A 25,769-nucleotide genomic window follows, 5' to 3' on the forward strand; every position below is an offset into this window, starting at 1 on the left:
TCCTCAAAGCGAGACGGGAACCATGCGATGAGCGTAAAAGTCCTGAATAGGGAGGTCATCGGCCGAAAGTACGCCTGATTGGCGGACGATCGGCCGGCTCAAGTCGGGCCGTTGCGCTGATGAAGGGGCAGCGCCTCAGCCTTCACGATCGGGGCATGACAGACAAGATTGCGACGGCTCGCCCCCGGGCGCAGTGGCCGGTGCCCGCCGCGCTGATCGCGCTCAGCCTCGTGCCCGTGCTCGCCGGTGGCATCCGCATGGCCGAGCTGACCGGCGGCGCGGAGATCACGCCGGACAACGCGCGGTTCTTCGCCTCGCCGGTGCCGGTGGTGCTGCACATCATCACCGTGACCCTCTACAGCGTGCTGGGGGCGTTCCAGTTCGTGCCCCGGCTGCGCCGGAGGCGGAGCTGGCATCGCGTCGCCGGGCGGGTGCTGGCTCCCTGCGGGCTGGTCGCGGCGCTCAGCGGGCTGTGGATGAGCTTCTTCTACGCTCTCCCGGAGAGCGACGGCGCGCTCGTGGCGGCCTTCCGGCTCGTGTTCGGCACGGCCATGGTGGTGGCCATCGTCCTCGGCCTGGCCGCGATCCGGCGGCGGGACTTCGCCCGGCACCGCGCCTGGATGATCCGTGGCTACGCGATCGGCCTGGGCGCGGGCACCCAGGCGCTGACCCACGCGCCCTATTTCGCGCTGGTCGGCACCCCCGACGAGTTCGCCAAGGGGCTGCTCATGGGCGCCGGCTGGGTGATCAACGTCGTCGTGGCCGAATGGATCATTCGGCGGAGTTCTTGACCCGGTTGGTCTCGTACGCCCACATGGCGATCTCGACGCGGTTGCGGGCGCCGAGCTTGGCCATCAGGCTGGCGATGTGGGTTTTGACCGTGCTGAGCGAGATGTGCAGGTCGCCGGCGATCTCGCCGTTGGTCCGCCCGCGCGCCACGGTCACCAGGATCTGCTCCTCCCGGTCGGTGAGCGCCTCGATGGGCCGCACCGGCGGTGCTGCCGGGCCGGTACGGGCGAAGGCCCCGAGCAGGCGGGCGGTGATGCTCGGGGCGATGAGCGCGTCGCCGTTGGCGGCGGCGTGGATCGCCTCGGATAATTGCCGGGCACCGGCGTTCTTGAGCAGGAAGCCCCGGGCACCGGCCCGCAGCGCGGCGTAGACGTACTCGTCGAGGTCGAACGTGGTGATGACGACGACGGCGAGCGGGTCGGCGACGTCCGGCCCGGCGAGGGAACGGGTGGCCGCGATCCCGTCGAGGCCGGGCATCCGGATGTCGAACAGGCACACGTCCGGGCGCAGCCGCCGCGCCAGCTCCACGGCCCGCCGCCCGTCGGCGGCCTCGCCGATGACCTCGATGTCCGGCTGGGCGTCCAGGATCATCACCAGTCCGGTGCGGACGATCTCCTGGTCGTCGGCGACGAGCACCCGGACGCTCATGTCGCCGCTCCCGCGCGGGGCAGCACGGCGGTCACGGTCCAGCCGCGATTGGGGCCGGGACCGGCCGTACAGGTGCCGCCGAGCAGGTCGGCGCGTTCCATCATGCCGATGAGGCCGTAGCCGGGCGGCCGGCGTACGAGACTGCTCTCGCCGTCGTCGCTCACCCGCAGGTGCACCGAGGCGTCGTCGGCGGCGACGCGGACCTCGATGCGGGTGGCGTGCCGCGCGTGCCGCCGGGCGTTGGTGATCGACTCCTGGGCGAGGCGGTAGAGCGCGGACCCGACCGACGGGGGCAGGTCGTGGAGATCGCCGGAGATCTCCACATGGACGTCGGGGCCGGACGCGCTGTGGCTCGCGAGCTGTTCGAGATCGGCGATGCCGCGGCCGGGCTCCAGGTCGGCCGGCTGGTCCTGGCGCAGGACGCGGACCATGGCGCGCATCTCGTCCAGCGCGCGCGCCGCCTCGGCCTCGATCACGTGCAGCGCGTCGGCCGCGGCGTCCGGCCGCGCGGCCGAGGTCGCCAGGCCCGCCTGGGCCCGGATCGCCATGGCCGAGATGTGGTGGGCGACGGTGTCGTGCAGGTCGCGTGCCAGTTGCTCGCGTTCGAGCAGCTTGACCTGGTCGAGCTCGCGCAGCCGCGCCCTGGCCCGGAACCGCAGCGCCACGCCCAGCGCGATGGCCGCGGACATGACGGCGAACGCGGCGATCACGCCGGAGGTGGCGAGCCGCCCGAGGAGGATCGAGAGGGACACCGAGCCGAGCATGATCGCCAACCCGACCACGGCCGACCGCCCGGACCCCCATCGGAACAGCGCGTACACCAGGATCAGCATGTACGCCATCGTGTACATCTCGGCGGCGGCACCGCCGGTGAGCAGCGGGGCCAGGCCCGTGGCGGCGAAGATGATCACGATCATCAGCAGCGGCCTGGTGCGCCGCCACAGCACCGTGGGCACCAGCCCGATGGTGAGCGTCACCGCGACCGCCCGCCACGGCAGATCCGGCCGCACGACCGCTTCGAGCACCGCGACCGCCACGAGCACGCCGGCGAGCACCCAGTCGCGCCACACCCGCGCGGGCGGGTCGGGGGGACGGGGCTCGTTCCACACGGAGCGGATGAGCCTGCGCACCCCCTCATCGTACGAGAGCCCGCCCGCCCCTCGAAGCCCCCGAGGCGAGGCGTCACGACGACTTACGAGAGCCCGCCCGTACTTCGAAGCCCTGGAGGCGAGGCATCGGGATGGCTTGCGAGAGCTCGCGGCGCGGGGTGTCAGGAGGGTTGGGGGCGCTGGAGGCCCGTGAGGAGTAGTGCGACCATGCGGCGGGGCTCGTAGTGCGGGTCGCTGTCGCCTCCGGCGCACAGGTTGCCGATGCCGCGCATCAGCTCGTAAGCCTGGGTGCCGGGGCTGATCTCGCCGGCGTCGACCGCGGCGTCGAGCAACTGGGCGAGGACGGGCACCAGGCGGTCGAGGAAGTAGGTGTGCAGCGCGTTGTAGCCGCTGCTGTCCGATCGCAGCGCGTTGGCGAGCCCGTGCTTGGTGACCAGGAAGCCGACGAAGAGGTCCACCCACTGACGCAGTGCCGCGAACGGAGAGTCGGCGGTGGCCAGCAGGGTCGGGCCGGCCTCGGCGCAGGCCTCGACCTGGTGGCGGTAGACGGCCACCACGAGATCGGCCCGAGTCGCGAAATGTCGGTAGATCGTCCCCATCCCGACGCCGGCTCTGGCCGCGATCTCCCGGATCGGCGCGTCGACGCCGGAGGTGACGAACACCGCGGCGGCGGCGGCGAGCAGCGCCTGGCGGTTGCGCACCGCGTCGGCCCGCTTGCTCCGGACCGGCACGTGCCCGGACTGGGACACCAAGCTCTCCTTCGATCGAACATCGCTCGCCAGGCCAAGGCTACACATTGCTTCGTCCGGTGGACCGGCGGTCGTGGCGCCTCCGGTTAGGCTGGCGTCATGGTCGCCGACGGCGTCGCAGGCGGGACCCGCCCATGGTGAGCGGCGACGTCCCGCGCTGGGATCGCGCCCGGCCCGCGGTGCCCTACCTGTTCATCCTGCTGCCCTCGGTCTTCGCCCTGCTGCGCGAGTGGCGGGTGGAGCTGCTGGTCCTGGCGCTGTCGGCCGCGGCCTGGCACTGGTTCATGGTGGGCCGGCAGCCCGGCTGGGGCGAGCGGCCGTGGGCCCGGGCCGGCTACTTCGTCGGGCTGCTCGGCCTCATCGGGGCGCTGGTCAGGATCGACGGGGTGTTCTCGGTGACCGGGGTGGGGGCGTTCATCCTGGCTTTCACCGTGCTGCCGGGATGGTGGGCGTACGCGGGGGTGGCGGCGACGGCCGCGGTGCTGGTGGTGGTGCCCGAGGGGCGGGCGCCGGGGCAGATGCTCTTCTCGTTCCTCGTCGCGACGCTGGTCGCCGCCACGGCCGGGCTGTCGGTCCGTACCATCTCCCAGCAGAACGACCAGCGCAAGGTGATGATCGAGCAGCTCCGCCGGACCGGCGCCGAGCTGGCCGCGCTCGCGGCGGAGAACGCGGACCTGCAGGCCCAGCTCCTCACCCGGGCCCGTGAGGCCGGTGTGCTGGGGGAGCGGCAGCGGATGGCGAGGGAGATCCACGACACCGTCGCGCAGGGGTTGACCGGCATCATCACCCAGCTCGAAGCCATCGATGGCCCGGTCGGCGATCCCGTGCTCGGCGCGCGGCTGGCCACGATGCGCACGCTGGCCGGGGACAGCCTGAACGAGGCGCGCCGATCGATGCAGGCGTTACGCCCCGCTCCGCTGGCGGAGGCACAGCTGCCCGCCGCCCTGGCGGACGTCGCGGCGACCTGGTCGCGGGCCACCGGCACGCCCGCCGCCTTCGCCGTGACCGGCGACCCCCGGCCGCTGCACGTCGGGGTGGAGAGCACGTTGCTGCGCACCGCCCAGGAGGCGCTGGCCAACGCCGGCAAGCACGCCGCCGCCTCCCGCGTCGGCCTCACGCTGTCGTACATGGAGGATGTCGTCGTTCTTGATGTACGGGATGACGGCCGCGGATTCGTCCCCGGGGCGACCGGGCCTTCCGACGCCGGTGGCTTCGGGCTCGTCGCGATGCGTCAGCGTGTCACCCGGCTGGCCGGCGACCTGGCGATCGAGGCCGCCCCCGGTCAGGGCACCGCGATCTCCGCCAGCATTCCGGCCATCCCGCCCGATCCGTCCGCCGAAGACCTGGGGTGAGCCATGCCCATACGCATGATCATTGTCGATGACCATCCAGTGGTACGGGACGGGCTGCGCGGGATCTTCACCGGCGACGACGCCTTCGAGGTCGTCGGGGAGGCGGCCGACGGGCCGGAGGCGCTGGTCGTGGCCCTACGGACCGCGCCCGACGTGGTGCTCATGGACCTGCGGATGCCCAAGATGAGCGGCGCGGAGGTCATCCGCCGGCTCCGCGAGCAGACTCCCGGCATCCACATCCTGGTGCTGACCACGTTCGACGACGACGCCGACGTGCTGCCCGCGATCGACCAGGGCGCCACCGGCTATCTCCTCAAGGACACCCCGCGCGCCGACCTGCGCCGCGCCGTACAGGCGGCGGCCCGTGGCGAGACGGTGCTGTCCCCGTCCGTGACCGGCGTGCTGGCGCAGCGGTCGCGGGAGCCGGAACGGCGGACGCTGAGCCGCCGGGAGCTCGAAGTCCTCGGGCTCATCGCCCGGGGCGCGACCAATCGTGAGGTGGCCGCGCGGCTGTTCATCACCGAGGCGACGGTCAAGACGCACCTGCTGCACCTGTTCGGCAAGCTCGGGGTGAAGGACCGGGCGGCCGCGGTCGCGGCGGCGTACGAGATCGGCCTGCTCAAGCCGGGGACTGACGGCTGACGGTAGTGCCAGCGGTACTCCTTCTGTTCAGGCTGCGGGATCGATCCCGGCGGGGGTCCGGCGCGATGCTGGTCAGCGTCAGAGTAAAGCCCCCAGTCAGGGAGTGATCCCCATGTCCAAGCTCGTCGAAGCCCCCGCCCGCACCCTCCGGCGTGGCGTCCTGGCCGCGGCCGCGGTCGCCGCGATGACCGGTCTGGTCCTGGGCGGTCTGCCGGCCACCGCGTCGGCGACGACCGACCCGGTGCAGAAGAGCCTGGACAAGCTGGTGAGCAAGCACAAGTTCCCCGGCGTGATGGCCTCGGTGCGTGACGCCGACGGGAACACCACCGACTATGTCGCCGGGGTCGCGAGCCTGAAGACGAAGGCGGAAGTGCCGGTCGACGGCTACGGCCGCATCGGCAGCGCCAGCAAGATGTTCACCGCGGTGGTCCTGCTCCAGCTCGCCGGGGAGGGCAAGGTGAAGCTGGACGTGCCGGTCGAGAGGTATCTGCCCAAGCTGGTGCGCGGCAAGGGCATCGACGGCCGGAAGATCACCACGCGCCAGCTGCTGCAGCACACCGCCGGCCTGCCGAACTACACCGAACTCATCCCGGACTACCAGAAGATCCGGCACACCACCTTCTCCGAGCGCCGGCTGGTCGACATGGCCCTGGCGAAGAAGGCGTCCTTCGCGCCCGGCACGAAGTGGGCGTACAGCAACACGGGTTACATCCTGGCCGGAATGGTCGCGGAGAAGGTCACCGGACAGTCGATCTCCCGGCTGGTGGAGAAGCGGGTCATCGACAAGCTGGGCCTGGAGGAGACCTACTGGCCCGGCAAGGGCGTGGAGACCCTGCGCGACCCCCACCCCCACGGCTACCTCTCCGTCGGGCCGAAGAAGCCGCTGCTGGACTACACCAAGATGGACCCGTCCTGGGGCGGGGCCGCCGGGCAGCTCGTCGCCACCCCCAGCGACCTCAACCGCTTCCTCGTCGGCCTTCAGGACGGCAAGCTGCTCAAGCCGAAGCAGTTCAAGGAGATGACCACGACGGTCAAGACCACCTTCCCGCCGAGCTGGAACTGGCGGTACGGGCTGGGCCTGATCAAGATGAAGCTCAGCTGCGGCGGCACCGCGATCGGCCACGGTGGCGACATCCACGGCTACGAGACCCGCGACGCCGTCACCCCCGACGGCCGCGCGGTCACGGTCATCGTGACCTCCCTGCCACAGTCCGAGGCCGCCGGCAACGCGGTGCTCGCCACCGTGGACAGCGCCCTGTGCGCCGGCAACTGACCGATCGACTCCGCTTGCGTCTACTTTCCCAAGGGCGGTGGACGAAGCAGCTTCGCAGAAGCCTCACCGCCAGGGCCATCGTCGGCTCCAACGCGATCGAGGGGCCTCGATGGCACACCTGAATCTGGTGAAGATCCACCCGTGGGCGGACGGGAACGGGAGGATGTCGCGGGCGCTGTCCACCTTGGTCTTCGCCAGGGAGGCCTTGCTTCCCCCGGAGTTCTCCTCCATCGAGGAGTGGCTCGGCAGAGGGCAGAACACGTACGCCTACTACCAGATCCTCGGGGAGGTGGGCGATGCCGAATGGAGTCCTCACCGGGGGACACACGGATGGATCACGTTCTGTCTGCGTGCTCACCACCTGCAGGCCCAGCAGGCTCAGCGCAGGGTCGAGTTGCTGAGCCGGGCGTGGGCCGCGCTGACGGAGGCGGCCGTCGCCGATGGGCTTGACGAGCGGACCGTCTTCGCTCTGCTGCCCGCCTTCTGGGAGTCGCGGGTCCGGCGGACCGTCTACCAGCAGGACGCGGAGCTCAGCCCCCAGCAGGCGGTACGCGATATCAGGGAGATGTGCCGGCTGGACTGGTTGAGCCCGCAGGGGCAGGCCAGGGGGCGTTACTACGTGGCGGGACCCGCCATGCGGCCCGTCCTCGAGTCCGTCAGGCAGTCCGCACAGCCCTATGCCGAGCCGTACGGGAGTCGTAGGAGCGTCAGAAGAGGGTGAGGGGCTCGGTGGGGAGGGGGTCCGGGAGGGGGGCGAGTTCGGGGAGGCGGGAGCGGACGTCGGCGTGGAAGCGGCGGGCGAGGGTCAGGGCGTCGGCGTTGTCCGGGGTGTGGATGAAGACGGTGGGGGAGCGGCCTTCGCGGAGCCAGCCGGTGACCGTGTCGAGCCAGGGCTGCCAGCCCTCGACGGTGCGGTCGGTGGCGTCCCGGCCCAGGTAGCGGACGATCGGGCGGTCGGTGAGGGCCGAGGAGCGGCGGGGGACGCGGGGCTTCTTCGTCCAGGCGTCTCGTTCGGCGTCGCTGGTCGGTGGGCTCTGGAAGAAGGCGGTGGTGTCGAACGGGACCCACTCGGCGCCGGCGGTCGTCAGGATTCTTTCGAGCAGCTGGGCCGAGCGGGGGTCGTCGAAGAAGGCGCGGTGGCGTACCTCGACGGCGTAGCTGTAGGCGCTCGGCAGCCGGCGGAGGAAGCCGGCCAGGGTGCCGAGGTCCGTCGGGGCGAAGGAGCCCGGTAGCTGGACCCAGAGGGCGTGGGCTCGGGGGCCGAGTGGCTCGATCGCTTCCAGGAAGGCGCGGAGTGGGTCGTCGATGCCGGTGAGGCGGCGCTCGTGGGTGATGGGCTTGGGCAGCTTGACCACGAAGCGGAAGTCGGGGGACACCTGCTCCGCCCAGGTCTCCACCGTGCTCCTGGCGGGGGTGGCGTAGAAGGTGGTGTTGCCTTCGACCGCGTTGCACCAGGTCGCGTAGGAACGCAGGCGCTCGCCGGGAGGGAGTGGATGGGGCAGGAGGCGGCCCTGCCATGACGGGTGCGTCCACATCGCGCATCCCACGTGAAGCCGCATGGCCTCGACGCTACCGGAGGATGGTCCGTCCCAGGGTCGGACCATGGCCAGGACGGTCGGTCGGTCGGTCCCAGGGTCGGACCGTGGCCAGGACGGTCGGTCCTCGTCCGCGGGCGGTGGCCGTCGTGGTCGCCACCGTGCTCACCGCGCTGGCCGGGCGCCGCGCGGCGCTGTCGATGCGAGAGAAGGTGCTGCTCGTGGGCGGGGCGGTGTTCGTACCGTGGGGCCTTTATCGGGGGTTGTCGCTGGCGTGAGGACGGTCGAACCAGGTGCCGGAGGACGGGAGGAGGAGCAGGACGATGACGATCGTCGGCAGGGGCAGGATGGCGAGGAACGAACGGACGGTGAGCCCTGGGTCCAGCGCTCCCAAGATCACATCAGTGCTGATCACGAGGATCTCGAAGCCCAGCACCGCCCGGCGGACCCAGCGCATCCGGCTGTCCAGGCGCCCCATCAGCCAGGCCTGTAACGCCAGGGTCGCGGTCAGGAACACCATGAGCCCGGCCAGAGGAAGGCCGCCCGAGACGTTCATGCCGAGCGCGGATGCGGTCCCCAGCCACCCGAAGATGAGCCCCACCAGCCCGAGGACGAACTGGAGCGCCATGATCACTCTGGCCGCGCGCAGCGGGGCGGGCATCCGTGTGACCTCTTCGCTGACCACAGGTTGATCATAGGCGCGGAAATGTCAGCCGGGTTTGGTACACAGGGGGGCATGGGAGTGAGCGTCGAAGAGTTCCTCGAGCTGCTGGACAGCCTGCCAGAGGTGCGGATGAGCGACGGCGGCGGCAGCTGGGTCGCGCTCAAGGTGCACGACAAGGGCTTCGGCTACCTGTGGGAGGAGACCGAGACGGTCGGGCTCAAGGCGACCATCGAGGAGCAGTTGGCGCTGGTGGCCGAGCGGCCCGAGGTGTTCGAGATCCAGTTCACCGCCGGCCGGTTCGGCTGGGTGGTGGTGCACCTCGATCGGATCGAGATGGACGAGCTGTTCGAGCTGACGGCGGAGGCGTGGTGCCTGACCGCGCCCAAGTCCCTGGTGGCCGCATTCGAGGAGGCCCATAAAATCGGTCAGTAATGAGAAATGTACGACTACGTGCGTGGCGTGCCGATGACGCCCCCGTGGTGCTGCGGGCCTTCAGCTCGCCCGACATGAGCAGGCAGGCCGCCTGGCCGGTCGTCACGCTCAAGGACGCGGTCGGCTGGATCGCCAGCTGGGCCGAGGTGGGGCACGCGTTCGCCGTCACCCTCGGCGGCGAGGTCGTCGGCAATGTCGCGGTGACCGACATCGACGCCCATGAGAACGGCTGGGTCTCCTACTGGACGGTCCCCGAGGCCAGGGGGCGCGGCATCGCCGTGGCGGCGACCGAGGAGCTGGCCCGGTGGGCGTTCGGCGAGCGCGGCCTCTACCGGCTGGAGCTGGGCCACCGGGTCGACAACGCGGCCTCGTGCCGGGTGGCCACCAAGGCGGGCTTCCGGCCGGAGGGCGTGGAGCGGGGCAGGCTGCACTACGACGGCGTCCGCTACGACGTCGAACGCCACGCCCGCCTGGCCACCGACTGACCCGCTGATCTACCGCTGTCGAGCGGCACGCCCGATGGACCGCTGATCTACGACGTCGGGTGGCACGCGCGCCTGGCCATCGGCTGACTCGCTGATCTACCCTGCTGAGGTGGACGGCGAGAGCGCGGCCGCGGCCGCGCTGCTGGCGGCGCTGAGCCGGGCGACGGGGATTCTCGCCGAGTTACGCCATCCCTTCGCGCGCAGCCGGCCGTTCTCCTTCTTTCTCCCGCCCGCCGGGGCGCGCACCGGCACCGCGTTCGTCCTGCCGGACGGCCGGGAGCTGACCTTCGAGGTCTCCATCGCCGCCTCCGGAAACGCCTTCCTCGTCGACGGTTCGGTCACGGTGGAGGGCGAGATGCTGCTGGAGCTGCCCCGCCATCGCACGCCCGGCGTCCACGACGGGCTGGCGGTCCTGGAGGAGTACGCGGCCGAGCTGGCTCAGCCCGCCGCCCGGCTGCTCGACCAACTATTGGACGAAATTGTCTAGTTGTCAGACAATGTAGGGATGAGGAACGGACCTTTCGCGATCGTGGCCGCCGCCGTGCTGTGGGGCACGGCCGGCACCGCTGGGCTGCTCGTCTCCGCCGACTCCGTGGCCCTGGCGGCGGCCAGGCTGGTCATCGGCGGGGCCGCGCTGGCGCTGTTCGCGGGCGCGGGGATCGGCCGGGTGCTCCGTCCCGGCCTGGTGCTCGCCGCGGTCGCGGTGGCGGCGTACCAACTGTGCTTTTTCGCCGCCGTGGCCCGCACGGGGGTGGCCATCGGCACGGTCGTCGCGATCGGCAGCGGCCCGGTCTTCACCGGGCTGCTCTCCTGGACGATGCACCGGCAGCGGCCGAGCGCCCGATGGGCCCTGGCGACCTCGGCGGCCGTCGCGGGATGCGTGGCGCTGATCGCCGGCGGCGGCGCTCAGGCGGGCGGGCAGCTGGTGTCCGGGGTGCTGATCGCCCTGCTCGGCGGGCTGCTGTACGCCTTCTACGCGGTCAGCGCGGCACGGGCGATCTCGGCCGGCGCGCCATCCGGCGCGGTGATGGGCGTGCTGTTCGGCGGCGCCGCCGTCATCATGCTGCCGGTCCTGCTCTGGCAGGGCGTGGGCTGGCTCGCCGAGCCGCGCGGCCTGCTCGCCGCCCTCTACCTCGGCTTCGGCGCCACCGCCCTGTCCTACGTCCTGTACGGCAGGGGCCTGCGGTCCACCCCGGTGGCCACCGCCGCGACGCTGGCGCTGGCCGAGCCCGCGGTGGCCGCGCTGCTGGGCCTGGTGGTGCTCGGCGAGCGGCTGGCCCCGGTCTCGATCGCGGGCCTGGCCCTGCTGGCCGTGAGCCTGGTGGTCGTGGCGCTGCCGGAGCGCGGCGCCCGGCGGGCTGCCGTCGAAGCGGCGGACAGCGGGCCGTCTTCCGGCGTCGGAGTGGCGGACAGCGGGCCGCCCTCCGGCGTCGGAGCGGCGCCGAGCCGAAGTCCGCAAGGCCGCGGCCCGGCAGTGGAGCGTTAGAGTCTCAGCCGTGACGGTGCCGATCCAACCCCTGTCCGCCGTCGGCGCGCTGGCCGACGCGTTGCGCCGCAGGGTGCTCTCCGGTGAGATCGAGCCCGGCACGCCGCTGCCCGAGCAGGAGATCGCCGCGGCGTACGGCGTGGCCAGGCCGACGGTCCGCGAGGCGCTGGCCCGGCTGGTGCACGAAGGGCTGCTCAGGCGCGAGCGCAACCGCAGCGCCTACGTTCCCGAGGTGACCCTCGCCGACCTGGACGACCTCATGTACGTACGCCGCCCGCTGGAGGACCTGATGGCCCAGACGGTGGCGGGCCAGCGGGTGCCGGAGGCGGAGGCGGCGCTGGCGCGGATGGCCGCGCTGGGCGCGGACGCGCCGTGGTCGGATTCGGTGGCCGAGCACATGACGCTGCACCAGGCGCTGATCGAGGCGGTCGGCAGCCCCCGGCTGGAGCGGCTCTACGGCTCGCTGGCCGCCGAGACCAGGCTCGGGCTGGTCCGGCTGCGCCGGGTCTACGAGGACCGGGACGTGCTGGTTCGCGAGCATCGGGAGTTGCTGGACGCCATCGCGAACGGCCCGGCGCAGGCCGCGCGGAAGGCCGTGGCGGCCCATCTCGGCCACTCGTGGGGCGGAGACACTCACCCGTAGCCCGCCCCTGTGTGCGTGAACCCTTGCGGTGCAACCCCACTACTCGCAAGAATCGCGGCCATGCACGGCAACCCGATGCCGGACTCCTACGTGTATGTCACGGAAGAGGGCGTGACCCGTCACTACGCGGACGGGAGCGTCGAGGCGCTCGCGTGGGAGGACGTCGTCGAGGTCCGGGTAGTGACCGAAGACGAGGCCGACGTCCTGTTCATTCTGCTGGACCGGGACGGCGAGGGGTGCGTGGTGCCGCGGTCGGCCACCGACGCGACCTTCCTGGCGCGCTTGCGCTATCTGCCGGATTTCGATCTGGACCGTTTGACGCTGGCGGCCGATTCGGCGCATGACGGTGTCGTGGTCGTGTGGCGCAGCCCGGATCCCCCGTCCGCCCTGCCGGACCTGGAGTACGACTAACCGGCGAGCCCCGCCAAAACATGCCGAAATATAGCGCTAAACAGCGAGATTTCCGCAATGAACGCATCACTTTTGGATCGTTCCGTCAAGCCTTGAAAAGGGCCGATGTCGTCCGATTGTGGACAGGAAGCGAATGTTCCCCATCTCGGGACTGATCTTTACTCTTTAGTGGGGGCCGCCGCCCTTGCATGGGTTGTTGTCAACCTGTGCGATGCAAGGAACGTCATGTTAAAGCCGTGCACGGATTTAACAGGGTGGTGCTATGAGGGTGGAGTCCGCTGTCGTGCTCCTGGAGGCCGTGCCGCGGCATGCGTCGAGCATCTGGACGCGTGCGTACCTGCGCCTTCTGCTGGGCGGCGACACGGCCTGCGTGCTGCTCGCCTGTGTGTGCGTGCTCGGCGTCCGGCTGCTGTACGGGATCTACATCCCGTTGGCCGAGTTTCTCCTGGGCCTCGGCCTGGTGCTCGCCTGGCCGCTCGCGCTCATGCTCGGCGGCGCGTACCACCAGCGCGCGAACGGCGAGGGCACCGAGGAGTTCAAGGCGGTCTTCAACGGCGGGGTGGGACTGATGGCCGCCGTCGCCATCGGCGCCTATGCCACGCAGACCGCGATCGCGCGGAGTTTCGTGATGGCGATGCTGCCCCTGGCGCTCCTGGCCACCCTTTACTACCGCTACAAGATGCGTAAACGACTGCACCGCAGGAGAGCGGCCGGCGAATATCTGCGCCAGGTCATCGCGGTCGGGCACCGGGAATCGGTTCTCGACCTGGTGATGCAGTTCCGCCGCCAGCCGTACCACGGGATGCGGGTGGTGGGAGCCTGCCTGCCGCCGGACGGGATGGACGCCGACCTGGACGGGATCGAGGTCCTGGGCACCTTCGACGACGTCGCCGACGTGGTGGAGCGGACCCGCGCGGACGCCGTGGCGGTGCTGGCCTGCCCGGAGCTCGACGGGGCGGCGCTGCGCCGGCTCGCCTGGAGCCTGGAGACCGACCGGACCGACCTGTTCGTGGCTCCTGCCCTGATGGACGTGGCCGGTCCGCGCATCAGCATCCGCCCGGTGGCCGGGATGCCGTTGCTGCACGTCGAGCACCCGGAGTTCGGCGGCGTCCGGCGGTTCGTCAAGACCGTGTTCGACCGGCTGGTCGCCGTTACGGCGCTGCTCGTGCTGGCGCTGCCGCTGCTGGCGATCGTGGCGCTGATCCGGCTCACCAGCCCGGGGCCCGCGCTGTTCCGCCAGACGCGCATCGGCAGGGAGGGGCGGCCGTTCCCGCTGGTGAAGTTCCGCACCATGGTGGTGGACGCCGAACGGCTCAAGGGGGCGCTGGCCGAGTCGAACGAGTTCGACGGCGTGCTGTTCAAGATGCGGAACGATCCACGGATCACCCGGGTGGGCGCCTACCTGCGCCGCTACTCGCTGGACGAGCTGCCCCAGCTGCTCAACGTCGTCCGCGGCGAGATGTCGCTGGTCGGCCCCCGGCCGCCGCTGCCGGAGGAGGTCGCCCAATACCGCACCGACGTGCGCCGCCGCCTGGTCGTCAAGCCCGGCATGACCGGGCTCTGGCAGGTGAGCGGCCGCTCCGACCTGACCTGGGACGAGTCCGTACGCCTCGACCTGCGGTATGTGGAGAACTGGTCGCTCATCCTCGACCTGCAGATCCTCTGGAAGACCTGGTCCGTCGTGACCCGTGGCGAAGGGGCTTACTGACGGTGAAAGCACTCGTGCTCGCCGGGGGATCGGGCACACGGCTACGACCCATCACGCACACCTCGGCCAAGCAGCTCGTCCCCGTCGCGAACAAGCCGGTGCTCTTCTACGGCCTGGAGGCGATCGCGGCCGCCGGGATCAGGGAGGCCGGCCTGGTGGTGGGGGACACGCAGGCCGAGATCGAGGCGGCGGTCGGCGACGGCTCGGCGTTCGGGCTGGAGGTGACCTACCTGCGCCAGCAGGCGCCGCTCGGGCTGGCGCACGGCGTGCTGATCGCCCGCGACTACCTCGGTGACGAGGACTTCGTCATGTATCTCGGGGACAACTTCGTCGTGGGCGGCATCGGCGACGTCGTGGCGCGCTTCACGCGGGAGCGGCCCGCCGCGCAGATCATGCTCACCAAGGTCGGCGACCCCGGCCAGTTCGGGGTCGCCGAGCTCGACGCGCAGGGCCGCGTCATCGGCCTGGAGGAGAAGCCGGCCCGGCCCAAGAGCGATCTGGCGCTGGTCGGCGTCTACCTCTTCAGCCCTGCCGTGCACGCGGCGGTGGCCGAGCTCAAGCCCTCGTGGCGCGGCGAGCTGGAGATCACCGACGCCCTGCAGTGGCTGCTGGAGGCGGGCCTGCGGGTGGAATCCTCGGTGATCACCGGCTACTGGAAGGACACCGGCAACGTGACCGACATGCTGGAGGTCAACCGGATGGTGCTGGAGCGGTTGGACACCGGCACGTTCGGGCAGGTGGACGACGCCAGCGCGCTGATCGGCCGGGTCCTGGTGGAGCCGGGCGCCGTGGTCGAGCGCTCGCGCGTGGTCGGCCCGGCGATCATCGGCGCGGGCGCGGTCATCCGCGACAGCTACATCGGCCCGTACACCTCGATCGGCGCGGACTGCGCCATCACGGGCAGCGAGATCGAATACTCCATCGTGCTGCCCAGGGCGTCCATCGCGGGCGTCGGCCGGATCGAGTCCTCTCTCATCGGCCACGACGTCGAGGTGACCCCGGCGCCGCACACTCCCAAAGCCCACCGACTCGTGCTGGGCGATCACAGCAAGGTGCAAATCAGCTCATGACGACGATTCTGGTCACTGGTGGCGCGGGCTTCATCGGCTCGCATTTCGTGCACGGCCTGCGGGACGCGGAGGTGACCGTGCTCGACAAGCTCACCTACGCCGGCAACCGGGCCAACCTCGACGGGGTGCCGCACACGTTCGTGCACGGCGACATCTGCGACCCCGGCCTGTTGCGCGAGGTGGTGCCGGGGCACGACCTGGTGGTCAACTTCGCGGCCGAGTCGCACGTGGACCGGTCGATCGACGGGGCGGCGGAGTTCGTGCGCACGAACGTCCTGGGCACCCAGACGTTGCTGCAGGCCTGCCTCGACGCCGGGGTGCCGAAGGTCGTCCAGGTGTCGACCGACGAGGTGTACGGCTCGATCGAAACCGGCTCCTGGAACGAGTCCGCCCCGCTCCGGCCCCGCTCGCCGTACGCGGCGGCCAAGGCCGGCGGGGATCTGATCGCGCGCTCGTACGCGATCACGTACGGCCTGAACGTGTCGATCACCCGGTGCGGCAACAACTACGGCCCCCGGCAGTATCCCGAGAAGATCATCCCGCTGTTCGTCACGCGGCTGCTGCGGGGCGAGAAGGTGCCGTTGTACGGCGACGGCGGCAACACGCGTGACTGGGTCCACGTCGAGGACCATTGCGCGGGCATCCGGCTGGTGGCCGCGCAGGGCCTGCCGGGCGACGTCTACCACATCGCGGGCACCGCGGAGCTGACGAACAACGAGCTGACCGGACGCCTGCTGGAGGCGTGCGGCCGGGGCTGGGACCTGGTGGAGCAGGTCGAGGACCGTAAGGGCCACGACCGCCGTTACTCCCTCGACGACGGCAGGCTGCGCGCGCTCGGCTACGAGCCGCGGGTGAGCTTCGAGCAGGGGCTGAAGGAGACCGTCCGGTGGTACGCGGAGCACCCTGACTGGTGGGCCGGCCTATGAGGTGGCTCATCACCGGCGGCGGCATGCTGGCCGCCGACGTCAGGGCGGCGCTGACGGGCGAGCCCGTGCTCGCGCTCCGCAGGTCCGAGCTGGACCTGTGCGACGGCCGGGCGGTGCGCGACGCCGTCCTCGGCCACCGGCCCCAGGTCGTGATCAACTGTGCCGCCTGGACGGCGGTGGACGCGGCGGAGACCTGCGAGAGCGAGGCGCTGGAGATCAACGGTCACGCGGTGCGCCCGCTGGCGCAGGTGTGCCGCCGGGCAGGCGCGCGCCTGGTGCACCTGTCCACCGACTACGTCTTCGACGGCGAGAGCGGCCGGCCGTACCACGAGGACTCGCCCACCGGGCCGGTCAACGCCTACGGCCGGACCAAGCTCGCCGGGGAGCGCGCGGCTCTGGACCAGGGCCACTACGTGGTGCGCACCGCCTGGCTGTACGGCGCGGGCGGGCCGAACTTCGTCCGCACCATGATCGAGCTGGCCGGTACGCGCCCCACCGTGGACGTGGTGGACGACCAGCGCGGCCAGCCCACCTGGTCCGCGGACCTGGCCGCCTTCCTGGTCAGGCTGGCGCGCTCCGGCCTGCCGCCGGGGGTCTATCACGGCACCAGCGCGGGGGAGACCACCTGGCACGGGCTGGCCACCGAGGTCTTCAGGCTGCTCGGCGCCGATCCCGGCCGGGTGCGCCCGGTGCCCGGCACGGCCTTCCCGCGCCCGGCCCGGCGGCCCGCCAGCGGCGTGCTGGCCTGCACCCGATGCGAGCCGATCCGCCACTGGCGCGAGGCCCTGCACGCCGCCTGGCCGGCGCTGAGCGGGCCAGTGCTGAGCGGTCCAGCGGTCGGCGAGCCTGCGCTGGGCGGGCCGACGCTGAGCGGGCCCACGCTGAGCGGGCTTGCGGTGGGTGGGGAGGTGGGGCGTCAGTGGGGGGTCGCGTAGAAGCGCAGGCAGGTGTCGTAGTCCGGCAGCAGCCCGGCGGCGAGGGCGGCCTGGAGGGTGGGCGCGGTGGCGTCCTTGTCGGACAGCACCGGCTCGACGTCCCCCGGCCAGGCGATGCCGAGATCCGGGTCGAGCGGGTGCACGCCGTGCTCGCGGGCCGGGCTGTAGGGCCGCGAGCACAGGTAGACGACCGTGGCCCGCTCGCTGAGCGCCATGAACGCGTGCCCGAGCCCTTCGGCGATCAGCACGGCCCGGTGCGCCTGGTCGTCCAGCGGCACCGCCTCCCACCGGCCGAACGTGGGCGAGCCGGCGCGCAGGTCCACGACCACGTCCATGACGCTCCCGTACGCGCACATGACGTATTTGGCCTGGCCGGGAGGGACGTCGGCGAAGTGCACGCCGCGCAGCACCCCCCGTAGCGAGACCGAGCTGTTGACCTGCGCGAGGTCGAACCCGTGGGGCAGGTCGGCGGCCCGGAAGGCCTCGTGGAAGGCGCCACGGGGGTCGGTGTGGACGCGTGGGGTGTGACACCACGCGCCCTCGATGCCGAGGGGATCCATGCCGCGCACAGTAACGACAGAGCGTGCCGGAGCGAAATATCAACTTGTCTGGAGTGTGTGAATGACGATCTGCCGGCTGTGCGGCTCGGGCGATCTGGCCTCGGTGGTGGACCTGGGGGCCACGCCGCCCTGTGAGCGGTTCCTCACCGCGGCCGGGCTCGACGAGCCGGAGGTCGCCTACCCGCTGCATCTGCGCGTGTGCACCTCGTGCTGGCTGGCACAACTCCCGCCGCTGATCACCCCTGAGGACACCTTCACGGACTACGCCTACTTCTCCTCCTACTCCACCTCCTGGGTGGAGCACGCGCGGACGTTCGTGGCCGGGCTGCGGCTGGGGCGGGACGCGTTCGTGGTGGAGGTGGCCAGCAACGACGGCTACCTGCTGCGGCACGTCGTCGAGCGGGGCGTGCGGTGCCTGGGGATCGAGCCGTCGGTGAACGTGGGGGAGGCGGCCCGGCGGCAGGGGGTGCCCACGCTGACGGCCTTCCTCACCCCGGAGACGGCCCGCGCGGTGGCGGCGGAGCACGGCAGGGCGGACCACGTGGTGGCCAACAACGTCTACGCGCACATCCCGGACGTGGCCGGCTTCACCGAGGGGCTGCGCACGCTGGTGGCCGACGACGGGTGGGTCACCATCGAGGTGCAGCACCTGCTCACGCTGATCGAGCAGAACCAGTACGACACCATCTACCACGAGCACTTCCAGTACTACACGGTCGCCTCGGCCCAGCGGGCGCTGGCCGCGGGCGGGCTGACGCTGGTGGACGTCGAGCTGCTGCCGACCCATGGCGGTTCGATCCGGCTGTGGGCGCGGCCGTCGGGCACGCCGACCCAGCGGGTGCTCGACGTGCTGGCCCTGGAGAAGGCCGCCGGGCTGCACGAGATCTCCGGCTACATCGACTTCGCGGCCCGGGTCGCCAAGGTCCGGCGGGACCTGCTCGGCTTCCTGGTCCGGGCGGCCGAGGAGGGCCGCACCGTGGTGGGCTACGGGGCGCCCGGCAAGGGCAACACGCTGCTCAACCACTGCGGCGTCCGGCCCGACCTGCTCGCCTACACGGTGGACCGCAACCCGTACAAGCACGGCAGGTTCACCCCCGGCGCCCGCATCCCGGTCCTGGAGCCGGCCCGGATCGCGGCCGACCGGCCGGACTATGTCCTGGTCCTGCCCTGGAACCTGCGGGACGAGCTGATCGGCCAGCTGTCCTACGTCCACGAGTGGGGCGGCCGGCTGGTCTTCCCCATCCCTTACCTGGAGGTCGTGTGAAGGTCGTCCTCTTCTGCGGGGGCTTCGGCACGCGGATGCGCAGCGGCGCGCCCGGGGACGTGCCCAAGCCCATGCAGCTCGTCGGCCCGAGGCCGCTGATCTGGCATGTCATGCGCTACTACGCGCACTTCGGGCACAAGGAGTTCGTGCTCTGTCTCGGTTACGGCGCACACCAGATCAAGGACTTCTTCCTCAGGTACGAGGAGACCGCGTCCAACGACTTCGTGCTGCGGGGCGGCCAGGTGGAGCTGCTGGCCAACGACATCTCCGACTGGACGATCTCGTTCGTGCACACCGGCGTGGAGGCGTCGATCGGCGAGCGGCTGCGCCGGGTCCGCGACCACCTCGACGGTGACGAGATCTTCCTGGCCAACTACGCCGACGTGCTCAGCGACGCGCCCCTGCCGGACATGATCGACCGGCTGGCCGGGGCGGACGCGGGCGGCTCCCTGATGGTGGTCCCGCCGCCCGGCACCTTCCACTGCGTCGAGGTGGCCGACGGCGGCCTGGTCGGCCAGATCACCGCGGTGGCCGAGATGCCGTTATGGGTGAACGGCGGCTACTTCGTGCTCCGCCAGGAGATCTTCGACCACATCCCCGAAGGCGGCGACCTGCTCGTGGACGGCTGCAGAGAGCTCGCCAAGCGCGGCCGGCTGCTCGCCTACCCCTACCGGGGCTACTGGCGGCCCACCGACACCGTGAACCAGCGGGTGGAGCTGGACCGCGCCTACGCGCGCGGCGAGCGGCCGTGGGCGCTGTGGGAGCCCGCCGCATGATGATCGACCTGCTGCCCAGCGGACTGAGCAGGATCGCCGCCGTGGCCGCGCACTGCGACGACCTGGCCATCGGCGCCGGCGGCACCCTGCTGACCCTGTGCACGGCCCACCCCGGCGTCCGGGTGGACGCCCTGGTGCTGTCAGGTGCCGGGTCCGAGCGTGAGGCGGAGGAACGGGCCGCGCTGGCCGCCTTCTGCCCCGGCGCGGACCTGCGTGTCACCGTGGGCAAGCTGCCCGACGGGCGGCTGCCCGCGCACTGGGACCAGGCCAAGCAGGCGGTGGAGGACCTGCGCCTGCGCTGCGTGCCCGATCTGATCCTGGCGCCGCACGCCGGCGACGCCCACCAGGACCACCGAGGGCTCGCCGAGCTGGTGCCCACGGTCTTCCGCGACCACCTCACGCTGGGCTACGAGATCGCCAAGTGGGACGGCGACCTCGGCCGCCCCAACGCCTACCAGCCGCTCGACCTGGCCATCGCCGAGCGCAAGGTCGCCCTGCTGTGGGAGCACTACCCGTCGCAGCGACGGCGTCCCTGGTTCGACCGGGAGGCGTTCCTCGGGCTCGCCAGGATTCGCGGCATCGAATGTCACGCGCGCTACGCCGAGGCCTTCTACGCCCGCAAGTTCATCATCGATCTGACTGGAGGCTGATCGACATGCGCGTTCTCCTCACCGGGCACCAGGGCTACCTGGGCTCCGTGCTGGCGCCGGTGCTCGCCGTGGCCGGACACGAGGTGATCGGCCTGGACAGCGGGCTGTTCGCCGACTGCGTGCTCGGGCCGGCGCCGGCCGATCCGCCGGGGCACCGGGTGGACCTGCGCGACGTGCCGGCGGCCCTGCTGGAGGGGGTCGACGCGGTGGTGCATCTGGCCGCGCTGTCGAACGACCCGCTGGGCTCGCTGGCCCCCGACCTGACCTACGCCATCAACCACCACGCCTCGGTCCGGCTGGCGCGACTGGCCCGCGAGGCGGGCGTGCGCCGCTTTCTGTACGCCTCCACCTGCTCGGTGTACGGCGCGTCCGGGGGAGACGAGCTGCTCGGCGAGGACGCCCCGTTACGGCCGGTGACCCCGTACGCGGTGTCCAAGGTCCGGGTCGAGGACGACCTGGTCGAGCTGGCCGACGACGACTTCTCCCCGGTGTTCCTGCGCAACGCCACCGCGTTCGGGTTCTCGCCGCGGCTGCGGGCCGACATCGTGCTGAACAACCTGGTCGGGCACGCCCACCTGACCGGCCAGGTGCGGGTGCTGTCGGACGGCACGCCGTGGCGGCCGCTGGTGCACGCGGCCGACATCGCCGACGCCTTCGCCGCCACGCTGGCCGCGCCGCGCGAGGCCGTGCACGCCAGGGCGTTCAACGTCGGCTGGGAGCAGAACAACCTGACGGTCGCCGAGATCGCCGCGCACGTCGTGGAGGCGGTGCCCGGCTCCGAGGTGGTGATCACCGGTGAGACGGGGGCGGATCCGCGGTCGTACAAGGTGGATTTCTCCCGCATCAGGGCCGCGCTGCCGGGCTTCCACGCCCGGTGGACGGTGAAGGCGGGGGCGGTCGAGCTGGCGGAGGCCTATCGGGACTACGGGCTGGGCGGGCGCGACTTCGAGCGGCGGTTCACCAGGCTGGCGCGGCTCGCCGACCTGCGCGCGGCCGGCACGGTCTCGGCGGAGCTGCGGACGTGACGGGGGAGGAGATGCACGCCCTGGTGGCGCGCCTCTACCCGCTGTGCCGCTCCATCACCGGCGACGGTGTACGGCAGACGCTGGAGATCCTCGGCGAGCACCTGCCGCTGGACGTGCACGAAGTGCCGACGGGCACGCAGGTGCTGGACTGGACCGTGCCGAGGGAGTGGAACATCCGCGACGCCTACATCAAGGACCCCTCGGGGGCCAGGGTGGTGGACTTCCGGCGGTCCAACCTGCACGTCGTGGGCTACAGCGTGCCGGTGTCGGCCACGATGACGCTCGACGAGCTGCGCCCGCACCTGCACACGCTGCCCGGCCAGCCGGACCTGGTGCCGTACCGGACGAGCTACTACGCCGAGACGTGGGGGTTCTGTCTCAGTCAGCGGGTGCTGGACGGGCTCGGCGCGGGCCCCTACGAGGTGGTGATCGACGCCACGCTCGCCGACGGGCACCTGACGTACGCCGAGCACGTGGTGCGCGGGCGGAGCGACGAGGAGGTGCTCATCTCCTGCCATGTGTGCCACCCGTCGCTGGCCAACGACAACCTCGCCGGGATCGCCGTGGCCACCGCGCTCGCCGCCCGCCTGGACTCGACCCGTCTGACCTACCGGTTCCTGTTCGCGCCCGGCACGATCGGGGCGATCACCTGGCTGGCGCGCAACCGGGAACGCACCGGCCGGATCGTGGCCGGGCTCACGCTCGCCTGCGCCGGGGATCCGGGCGCCCTCACCTACAAGCGCAGCAGGCGCGGCGACGCCGGCATCGACCGGGTGATGGCGCACGTCCTGGCGGACCGGCCGCACACGATCGTGGACTTCTCGCCGTACGGCTACGACGAGCGGCAGTATTGCTCGCCCGGCTTCGACCTGCCGGTCGGCAGCCTGACCAGGACTCCGTACGCGGGCTACCCGGAGTATCACACCTCCGGCGACGACCCGGGCTTCGTCACCCCCGGGGCGCTGGCCGGCACGCTGGAGGCGCTGGGGGAGGCGGTGACCGTGCTGGAGCGCGACGGCCGCTACCAGAACCTCAGTCCGTACGGCGAGCCGCAGCTCGGCAGGCGCGGCCTGTACGGCTCCCTCGGCGGCCGCAGCGACACCGAGCAGGCCCAGCTGGCGATGTTGTGGGTGCTGAACCAGTCCGACGGCGAGCACAGCCTGCTCGACGTCGCCGAACGGTCGGGGCTGCCCTTCGCGGCGGTGGCCGAGGCGGCCGCCGCGCTGGAGGGGGCGGGGCTGCTCAAAAGGGTGGGGAGCGCGGATGAACCTGCGGGTCGGTGACCTGGTCGAAGTGCGCGGCGAGGAGGAGATCCTGGCCACGCTGGACGAGCGGGGAGAGCTGGAGAGCCTGCCGTTCATGCCGGAGATGCTGCGCTTCTGCGGCCGGCGGATGACCGTGCACAAGGTGGCGCACAAGCTCTGCGACACGATCAGCCGCAGCGGCATGCGGCGCATGGAACGGGCCGTGCACCTGACCGGGGCACGCTGCGGCGGCGAGGCGCACGGCGGCTGCCAGACCGCGTGCTCGCTGTACTGGAAGGAGGCGTGGCTCAAACGGGTGGACCCGGACACCCCCGAGCCGGCCGCCGAGCGGACCGCCGAGCCGACCGCCGAGCCGATCTCGCAGCCGGCCCCCGAGCCGGAGCGCAGGCTGCTGCCGCTGCTTGAGGTCAACACCCGCAGCGGCGTCGACACCTACTCCTGCCAGGCCACCGAGCTGCTCAGGGCCGCCCCTGCCTGCCTGCCGTTCCGCGACGTCCGGCAGTACGTCACCGACGTGCGCACCGGCAACGCCGGGACGCTCCAGGTGGCGCGTACGTTCCTGGTCGGGCTGTTCAACCGCTTCCAGGACCTGAGCAAGAAGGTGCTGCCGCGCCGGCTGTGGATCAGGAAGGGGCTGCGCTGGGGGTTCGTCGAGGGCCGGGCGGGCCGCATGACGCCCACCGCCGAGCTCGGCCTGAAGCCCGGCGAGCTGGTCCGGATCAAGTCCAAGGACGAGATCCTGGCCACGCTCAACGACGACCTGCTCAACCGGGGGCTGGGGTTCGAGGAGGAGATGGCCCGCTACTGCGGCCGGACGGCCCGGGTGCGGGCCCGGGTCGAGCGCTGCCTGGATGAGAAGACCGGCCTGCTGCTCAGCATGAAAAGCCCCTGCATCGTCCTCGACGACCTGGTCTGCGAGGGCGTCTACAACGCCAACTGCCCGCGCGAGTTCGTGCCGTTCTGGCGGGAGATCTGGCTGGAGCGGGTCGAATGAGCGAAACCGGCGAGATCGAGCGCCAGGCCGGTCGGGGCCTGCGCTGGAGCCTGGTCGGAAACCTGGTGATGAAGGCGGGCTCGTTCGCGATGAGCCTGGTCCTGGCCCGGCTGCTGGTGCCCGAGGACTTCGGCGTCTTCGCGATCGCGCTCGCCGTCAGCCAGTTCGTCATCCACATCAACGACGCCGGGGTGATCGCCGCCACCGTGCAGTGGCGCGGCAGGATGGCGGAGGTGGCGCCGACGGCCACGGTGGTGGCCGTCGCGTCCAGTTGCACGCTCTACGCGGTCTTCTGGGTGATCGCGCCGTTCTACGCGAGCATGGCCGGCAGCGAGGACGCCACCTGGGTGATCCGCATCCTGATGGCCACCAACGTGATCTACGGCCTGACCGCCGTGCGCAGCGCCGCGCTGATGCGCGGGTTCGAGCAGGACAAGCTGGCCTGGGCCAACCTCGCCGGGTTCGCGGCCAACGCCTCGATCTCCATCAGCCTGGCCGCGAGCGGCGCCGGCGCCTACAGCTTCGCCTGGGGGCAGCTCGGCGGGGCCGCGCTCACCGGCGTGCTGGTGGTCGCGCTCGCCCGGGTGCGGTTCACGGTGGGCTTCGACCGCGCGCTCGCCGCCCGGCTGCTCCGCTTCGGGCTGCCGCTCTGCGTCGGGCTCGGGGTCGAGGGGCTGCTGCTCAACGTCGACATCGTGCTCGTCGGGGACGTGCTCGGGCCCGAGCAGCTCGGCCTCTACCTGCTCGCGTTCAACATCGCCGGCTGGGTGCCCGGGATCATCGGCACCGCCATCCGCTACGTCGCGCTGCCGAGCTTCGCCCGGCTGGCCGAGGAGGGCCCCGCCGCCATCGAGGCGGGCGTGCGGCGCGCGGTCCCGCTGCTGGGCTCCATCGTGCTGCCGATCGCGGTGCTCATGGGCACGCTCGCGCCCGCGCTGGTGGGATTCCTGTACGAGCCGCACTGGCTGCCGGCGGCCCAGGTGCTGCGGTTCCTGGCCGTGGTGATGGCCGTGCGGATGCTGAACATCCTGATCACCGACATCCTGGCCGCGCTCGGTCACACGAGGGCGACGATGTGGGTGAACCTGTGCTGGGCGGTCGCGCTGATCCCCGCCCTGCTCGTCGGGGCACGCCACGGCGGCATCCAGGGGGCGGCCCTCGCGCACGCCGTGATCGCGCTGGTACTGGCGCTGCCGATGCTGAGCCTGGCACTGCGTCGGGCCGGCGTGCCGCCCCGGCTGTTCGCGGCCGGACTGGCCCGGCCGGTCCTGGGCGCCGCCGTCGCGGGCGTCACCATGGCGGGCCTGGCCACGGTGACCGACCAGCCGTTCGGGCAACTGTGCGTCGCCGGCGGCGGTGGGCTGCTGGTGTTCGCGCTGATCGCCGTGCCGCGTGCCGTACTCATGCGACTCCTACGTCAAGGGAGAGCCCATGCCCGACTCTGACCTCGTCTCGGTCGCTCTGCCGGTGCGTGACGGCGCGGAGCGGCTGGCGGGTGTGATCCGGTCCGTCCTGGCCCAGGACCACCCCCACCTGGAGCTGGTCATCTCCGACAACGCCTCCACCGACCGCACCGAGGAGCTCTGCCGGGACCTGGCGGCGAGCGAGCCGAGGATCGTCTACCACCGGCACCCGGAGAACATCGGCCTGCTCGGCAACTTCCGGCACGCGGCCCAGATCTCGCGCGGCGCCTTCGTCCGCTGGATCGGCGACGACGACCGGCTCGACCCGGCCTGTGTCTCCCGCGCCCTGGCCGAGTTCGCCAGGGACGAGCGGCTCATCCTCGTCACCACCGGGGTCGCCTACACCGGACCCGACGGGGTGGCCAGGAGCGCCGCCTACGACGGCACCGGGCTGGACGCGGACGATCCGGTGACGCGCTTCGCCGAGATGCTCAGGCTGCTCAACGAGAGCCACCTGATGATCGACCCGCTCTACGGGCTGCTGCGGCGCGGGCCGGCGACCGGGATCCCCCGGCGCAACATGCTGCGCGAGGACGAGGTGTTCGCGGCCAAGCTCGCGCTCGCCGGGCCGTGGGCGCACGTGCCGGAGGTGCTCGCGCACCGCAACTGGCGGCTGGAGCGCATCTCCGGCGTGGCCCGGCGGCTCGGCGTGCCCTCCTGGCAGTCGCGCCTGGCCAACACCCTGCAGTGCCGCGAGCTGCTGACCTGGGTGCGGAACGCGGAGCTCACCGACGACCAGCGCCGCCGGGCGCGGGCGGAGGTGCTGAAGATGTACGCCAGACGGCAGCGGCGCACCGTGGCGCATCGCAGCCGCAAGCTGCTGTCCATGGCCCGCCTGGTGTAACAGGCCAGATGACCAGTGCGATTACCTCTTTGTACCGTTTTCACGCTGTTACCTGACGGGGGCGGAGAATA

The 25,769-nt window shown here is 71.6% G+C and carries 30 protein-coding genes; 24 read left to right on the forward strand and 6 right to left on the reverse strand.

All coding sequences use genetic code 11. The features are described from left to right. Positions 1-155 precede the first annotated feature (155 nt). Positions 156-791: a DUF2306 domain-containing protein gene (locus OHA68_RS16535; protein WP_327108426.1), complete on the forward strand. Its 636-nt coding sequence runs from the start codon at positions 156-158 to the stop codon at positions 789-791. Here the strand turns inward: OHA68_RS16535 and OHA68_RS16540 are convergent. The 3 genes from OHA68_RS16540 to OHA68_RS16550 form a co-directional block, all read right to left on the reverse strand. After that, complete coding sequence (locus OHA68_RS16540) at positions 772-1,437, reverse strand: response regulator (RefSeq protein ID WP_189142187.1); 666 nt, start codon at positions 1,435-1,437, stop codon at positions 772-774. The two genes, OHA68_RS16535 and OHA68_RS16540, sit on opposite strands and share 20 nt — an antisense overlap. Next, positions 1,434-2,567, reverse strand: a complete 1,134-nt coding sequence (locus OHA68_RS16545; RefSeq protein ID WP_327108427.1) for a sensor histidine kinase — start codon at positions 2,565-2,567, stop codon at positions 1,434-1,436. Before OHA68_RS16545 ends, OHA68_RS16540 begins: the two co-directional genes overlap by 4 nt. A gap of 140 nt (positions 2,568-2,707) precedes the next feature. Further along, positions 2,708-3,343, reverse strand: coding sequence for a TetR/AcrR family transcriptional regulator (locus OHA68_RS16550; protein ID WP_407674449.1), 636 nt, complete (start codon positions 3,341-3,343; stop codon positions 2,708-2,710). Positions 3,344-3,429: 86 nt separating this feature from the next. Between OHA68_RS16550 and OHA68_RS16555 the strand changes: the two genes are divergently transcribed. The 4 genes from OHA68_RS16555 (at position 3,430) to OHA68_RS16570 (ending at position 7,283) form a co-directional block, all read left to right on the forward strand. Then, complete coding sequence (locus OHA68_RS16555; RefSeq protein WP_327108429.1) at positions 3,430-4,647, forward strand: sensor histidine kinase; 1,218 nt, start codon at positions 3,430-3,432, stop codon at positions 4,645-4,647. Positions 4,648-4,662: 15 nt separating this feature from the next. After that, on the forward strand, positions 4,663-5,289 hold the full coding sequence (locus OHA68_RS16560) for a response regulator transcription factor (RefSeq protein WP_327108430.1): 627 nt from the start codon (positions 4,663-4,665) through the stop codon (positions 5,287-5,289). A 112-nt stretch (positions 5,290-5,401) separates the two neighbouring features. Then, on the forward strand, positions 5,402-6,562 hold the full coding sequence (locus OHA68_RS16565) for a serine hydrolase domain-containing protein (RefSeq protein ID WP_327108431.1): 1,161 nt from the start codon (positions 5,402-5,404) through the stop codon (positions 6,560-6,562). Positions 6,563-6,671: 109 nt separating this feature from the next. Further along, positions 6,672-7,283, forward strand: coding sequence for a Fic family protein (locus OHA68_RS16570; RefSeq protein WP_327108432.1), 612 nt, complete (start codon positions 6,672-6,674; stop codon positions 7,281-7,283). On the opposite strand, the gene OHA68_RS16575 is transcribed toward OHA68_RS16570, so the two are convergent. Then, a complete protein-coding gene (locus OHA68_RS16575; protein WP_327108433.1) occupies positions 7,270-8,121 on the reverse strand; it encodes a DUF72 domain-containing protein in 852 nt (283 codons plus the stop codon). The genes OHA68_RS16570 and OHA68_RS16575 overlap by 14 nt on opposite strands. Before the next feature lie 83 nt (positions 8,122-8,204). On the opposite strand from OHA68_RS16575, the gene OHA68_RS16580 reads away from it, so the two are divergent. Further along, on the forward strand, positions 8,205-8,375 hold the full coding sequence (locus tag OHA68_RS16580; RefSeq protein ID WP_327108434.1) for a hypothetical protein: 171 nt from the start codon (positions 8,205-8,207) through the stop codon (positions 8,373-8,375). Here OHA68_RS16580 and OHA68_RS16585 read toward each other — a convergent pair. Beyond that, the gene (locus tag OHA68_RS16585) at positions 8,351-8,782 is read right to left on the reverse strand and encodes a hypothetical protein (protein WP_327108435.1); all 432 of its coding nucleotides are present in this window, start codon (positions 8,780-8,782) and stop codon (positions 8,351-8,353) included. The genes OHA68_RS16580 and OHA68_RS16585 overlap by 25 nt on opposite strands. Before the next feature lie 51 nt (positions 8,783-8,833). On the opposite strand from OHA68_RS16585, the gene OHA68_RS16590 reads away from it, so the two are divergent. The 10 genes from OHA68_RS16590 (at position 8,834) to rfbD (ending at position 16,857) form a co-directional block, all read left to right on the forward strand. After that, positions 8,834-9,193 (forward strand): MmcQ/YjbR family DNA-binding protein, encoded by a 360-nt coding sequence (locus OHA68_RS16590; RefSeq protein ID WP_327108436.1) that lies wholly within the window; start codon positions 8,834-8,836, stop codon positions 9,191-9,193. Further along, positions 9,193-9,678, forward strand: coding sequence for a GNAT family N-acetyltransferase (locus tag OHA68_RS16595; RefSeq protein ID WP_327108437.1), 486 nt, complete (start codon positions 9,193-9,195; stop codon positions 9,676-9,678). Before OHA68_RS16590 ends, OHA68_RS16595 begins: the two co-directional genes overlap by 1 nt. Positions 9,679-9,787: 109 nt before the next feature. Then, entirely contained in the window at positions 9,788-10,165 is a 378-nt protein-coding gene (locus OHA68_RS16600) for a hypothetical protein (protein ID WP_327108438.1), read from the forward strand. Between the two features lie 18 nt (positions 10,166-10,183). Then, the gene (locus OHA68_RS16605; protein ID WP_327108439.1) at positions 10,184-11,164 is read left to right on the forward strand and encodes a DMT family transporter; all 981 of its coding nucleotides are present in this window, start codon (positions 10,184-10,186) and stop codon (positions 11,162-11,164) included. Positions 11,165-11,174: 10 nt separating this feature from the next. Beyond that, positions 11,175-11,807 (forward strand): GntR family transcriptional regulator, encoded by a 633-nt coding sequence (locus tag OHA68_RS16610; RefSeq protein ID WP_327108440.1) that lies wholly within the window; start codon positions 11,175-11,177, stop codon positions 11,805-11,807. Between the two features lie 60 nt (positions 11,808-11,867). Beyond that, positions 11,868-12,218, forward strand: a complete 351-nt coding sequence (locus OHA68_RS16615; protein ID WP_189142200.1) for a hypothetical protein — start codon at positions 11,868-11,870, stop codon at positions 12,216-12,218. Between the two features lie 262 nt (positions 12,219-12,480). After that, a complete protein-coding gene (locus OHA68_RS16620; RefSeq protein WP_327108441.1) occupies positions 12,481-13,926 on the forward strand; it encodes a sugar transferase in 1,446 nt (481 codons plus the stop codon). Between the two features lie 2 nt (positions 13,927-13,928). Beyond that, positions 13,929-14,996, forward strand: a complete 1,068-nt coding sequence (locus tag OHA68_RS16625; RefSeq protein WP_327108442.1) for a glucose-1-phosphate thymidylyltransferase — start codon at positions 13,929-13,931, stop codon at positions 14,994-14,996. After that, positions 14,993-15,922 (forward strand): dTDP-glucose 4,6-dehydratase, encoded by a 930-nt coding sequence (rfbB, locus tag OHA68_RS16630; protein WP_327108443.1) that lies wholly within the window; start codon positions 14,993-14,995, stop codon positions 15,920-15,922. The genes OHA68_RS16625 and rfbB overlap by 4 nt, the downstream gene beginning before the upstream one ends. Then, complete coding sequence (gene rfbD, locus OHA68_RS16635) at positions 15,919-16,857, forward strand: dTDP-4-dehydrorhamnose reductase (RefSeq protein ID WP_327108444.1); 939 nt, start codon at positions 15,919-15,921, stop codon at positions 16,855-16,857. The genes rfbB and rfbD overlap by 4 nt, the downstream gene beginning before the upstream one ends. Here rfbD and OHA68_RS16640 read toward each other — a convergent pair. After that, positions 16,839-17,417, reverse strand: a complete 579-nt coding sequence (locus OHA68_RS16640; protein ID WP_327108445.1) for a dTDP-4-dehydrorhamnose 3,5-epimerase family protein — start codon at positions 17,415-17,417, stop codon at positions 16,839-16,841. The genes rfbD and OHA68_RS16640 overlap by 19 nt on opposite strands. Before the next feature lie 61 nt (positions 17,418-17,478). Here OHA68_RS16640 and OHA68_RS16645 point away from each other — a divergent pair, with 61 nt between their 5' ends. Genes OHA68_RS16645 through OHA68_RS16680 form a run of 8 tightly spaced genes read left to right on the forward strand, consistent with a single transcriptional unit; the run spans position 17,479 to position 25,698 of the window. Next, positions 17,479-18,681 (forward strand): class I SAM-dependent methyltransferase, encoded by a 1,203-nt coding sequence (locus tag OHA68_RS16645; RefSeq protein ID WP_327108446.1) that lies wholly within the window; start codon positions 17,479-17,481, stop codon positions 18,679-18,681. Continuing rightward, positions 18,678-19,457, forward strand: a complete 780-nt coding sequence (locus OHA68_RS16650; protein WP_327108447.1) for a glycosyltransferase family protein — start codon at positions 18,678-18,680, stop codon at positions 19,455-19,457. Before OHA68_RS16645 ends, OHA68_RS16650 begins: the two co-directional genes overlap by 4 nt. Beyond that, a complete protein-coding gene (locus OHA68_RS16655) occupies positions 19,454-20,107 on the forward strand; it encodes a PIG-L deacetylase family protein (protein ID WP_225277384.1) in 654 nt (217 codons plus the stop codon). Before OHA68_RS16650 ends, OHA68_RS16655 begins: the two co-directional genes overlap by 4 nt. 5 nt (positions 20,108-20,112) lie before the next feature. Then, positions 20,113-21,132 (forward strand): NAD-dependent epimerase/dehydratase family protein, encoded by a 1,020-nt coding sequence (locus OHA68_RS16660; protein WP_327108448.1) that lies wholly within the window; start codon positions 20,113-20,115, stop codon positions 21,130-21,132. After that, the gene (locus OHA68_RS16665; RefSeq protein ID WP_327108449.1) at positions 21,129-22,415 is read left to right on the forward strand and encodes a DUF4910 domain-containing protein; all 1,287 of its coding nucleotides are present in this window, start codon (positions 21,129-21,131) and stop codon (positions 22,413-22,415) included. Before OHA68_RS16660 ends, OHA68_RS16665 begins: the two co-directional genes overlap by 4 nt. Next, the gene (locus OHA68_RS16670) at positions 22,396-23,391 is read left to right on the forward strand and encodes a hypothetical protein (protein WP_327108450.1); all 996 of its coding nucleotides are present in this window, start codon (positions 22,396-22,398) and stop codon (positions 23,389-23,391) included. Before OHA68_RS16665 ends, OHA68_RS16670 begins: the two co-directional genes overlap by 20 nt. After that, complete coding sequence (locus tag OHA68_RS16675; protein ID WP_327108451.1) at positions 23,388-24,836, forward strand: oligosaccharide flippase family protein; 1,449 nt, start codon at positions 23,388-23,390, stop codon at positions 24,834-24,836. The genes OHA68_RS16670 and OHA68_RS16675 overlap by 4 nt, the downstream gene beginning before the upstream one ends. Continuing rightward, positions 24,823-25,698 (forward strand): glycosyltransferase family 2 protein, encoded by an 876-nt coding sequence (locus OHA68_RS16680; protein ID WP_327108452.1) that lies wholly within the window; start codon positions 24,823-24,825, stop codon positions 25,696-25,698. The genes OHA68_RS16675 and OHA68_RS16680 overlap by 14 nt, the downstream gene beginning before the upstream one ends. Positions 25,699-25,769: the final 71 nt, after the last annotated feature.

This window comes from Nonomuraea glycinis (assembly GCF_035920485.1).
Lineage (GTDB): Bacteria > Actinomycetota > Actinomycetes > Streptosporangiales > Streptosporangiaceae > Nonomuraea > Nonomuraea glycinis.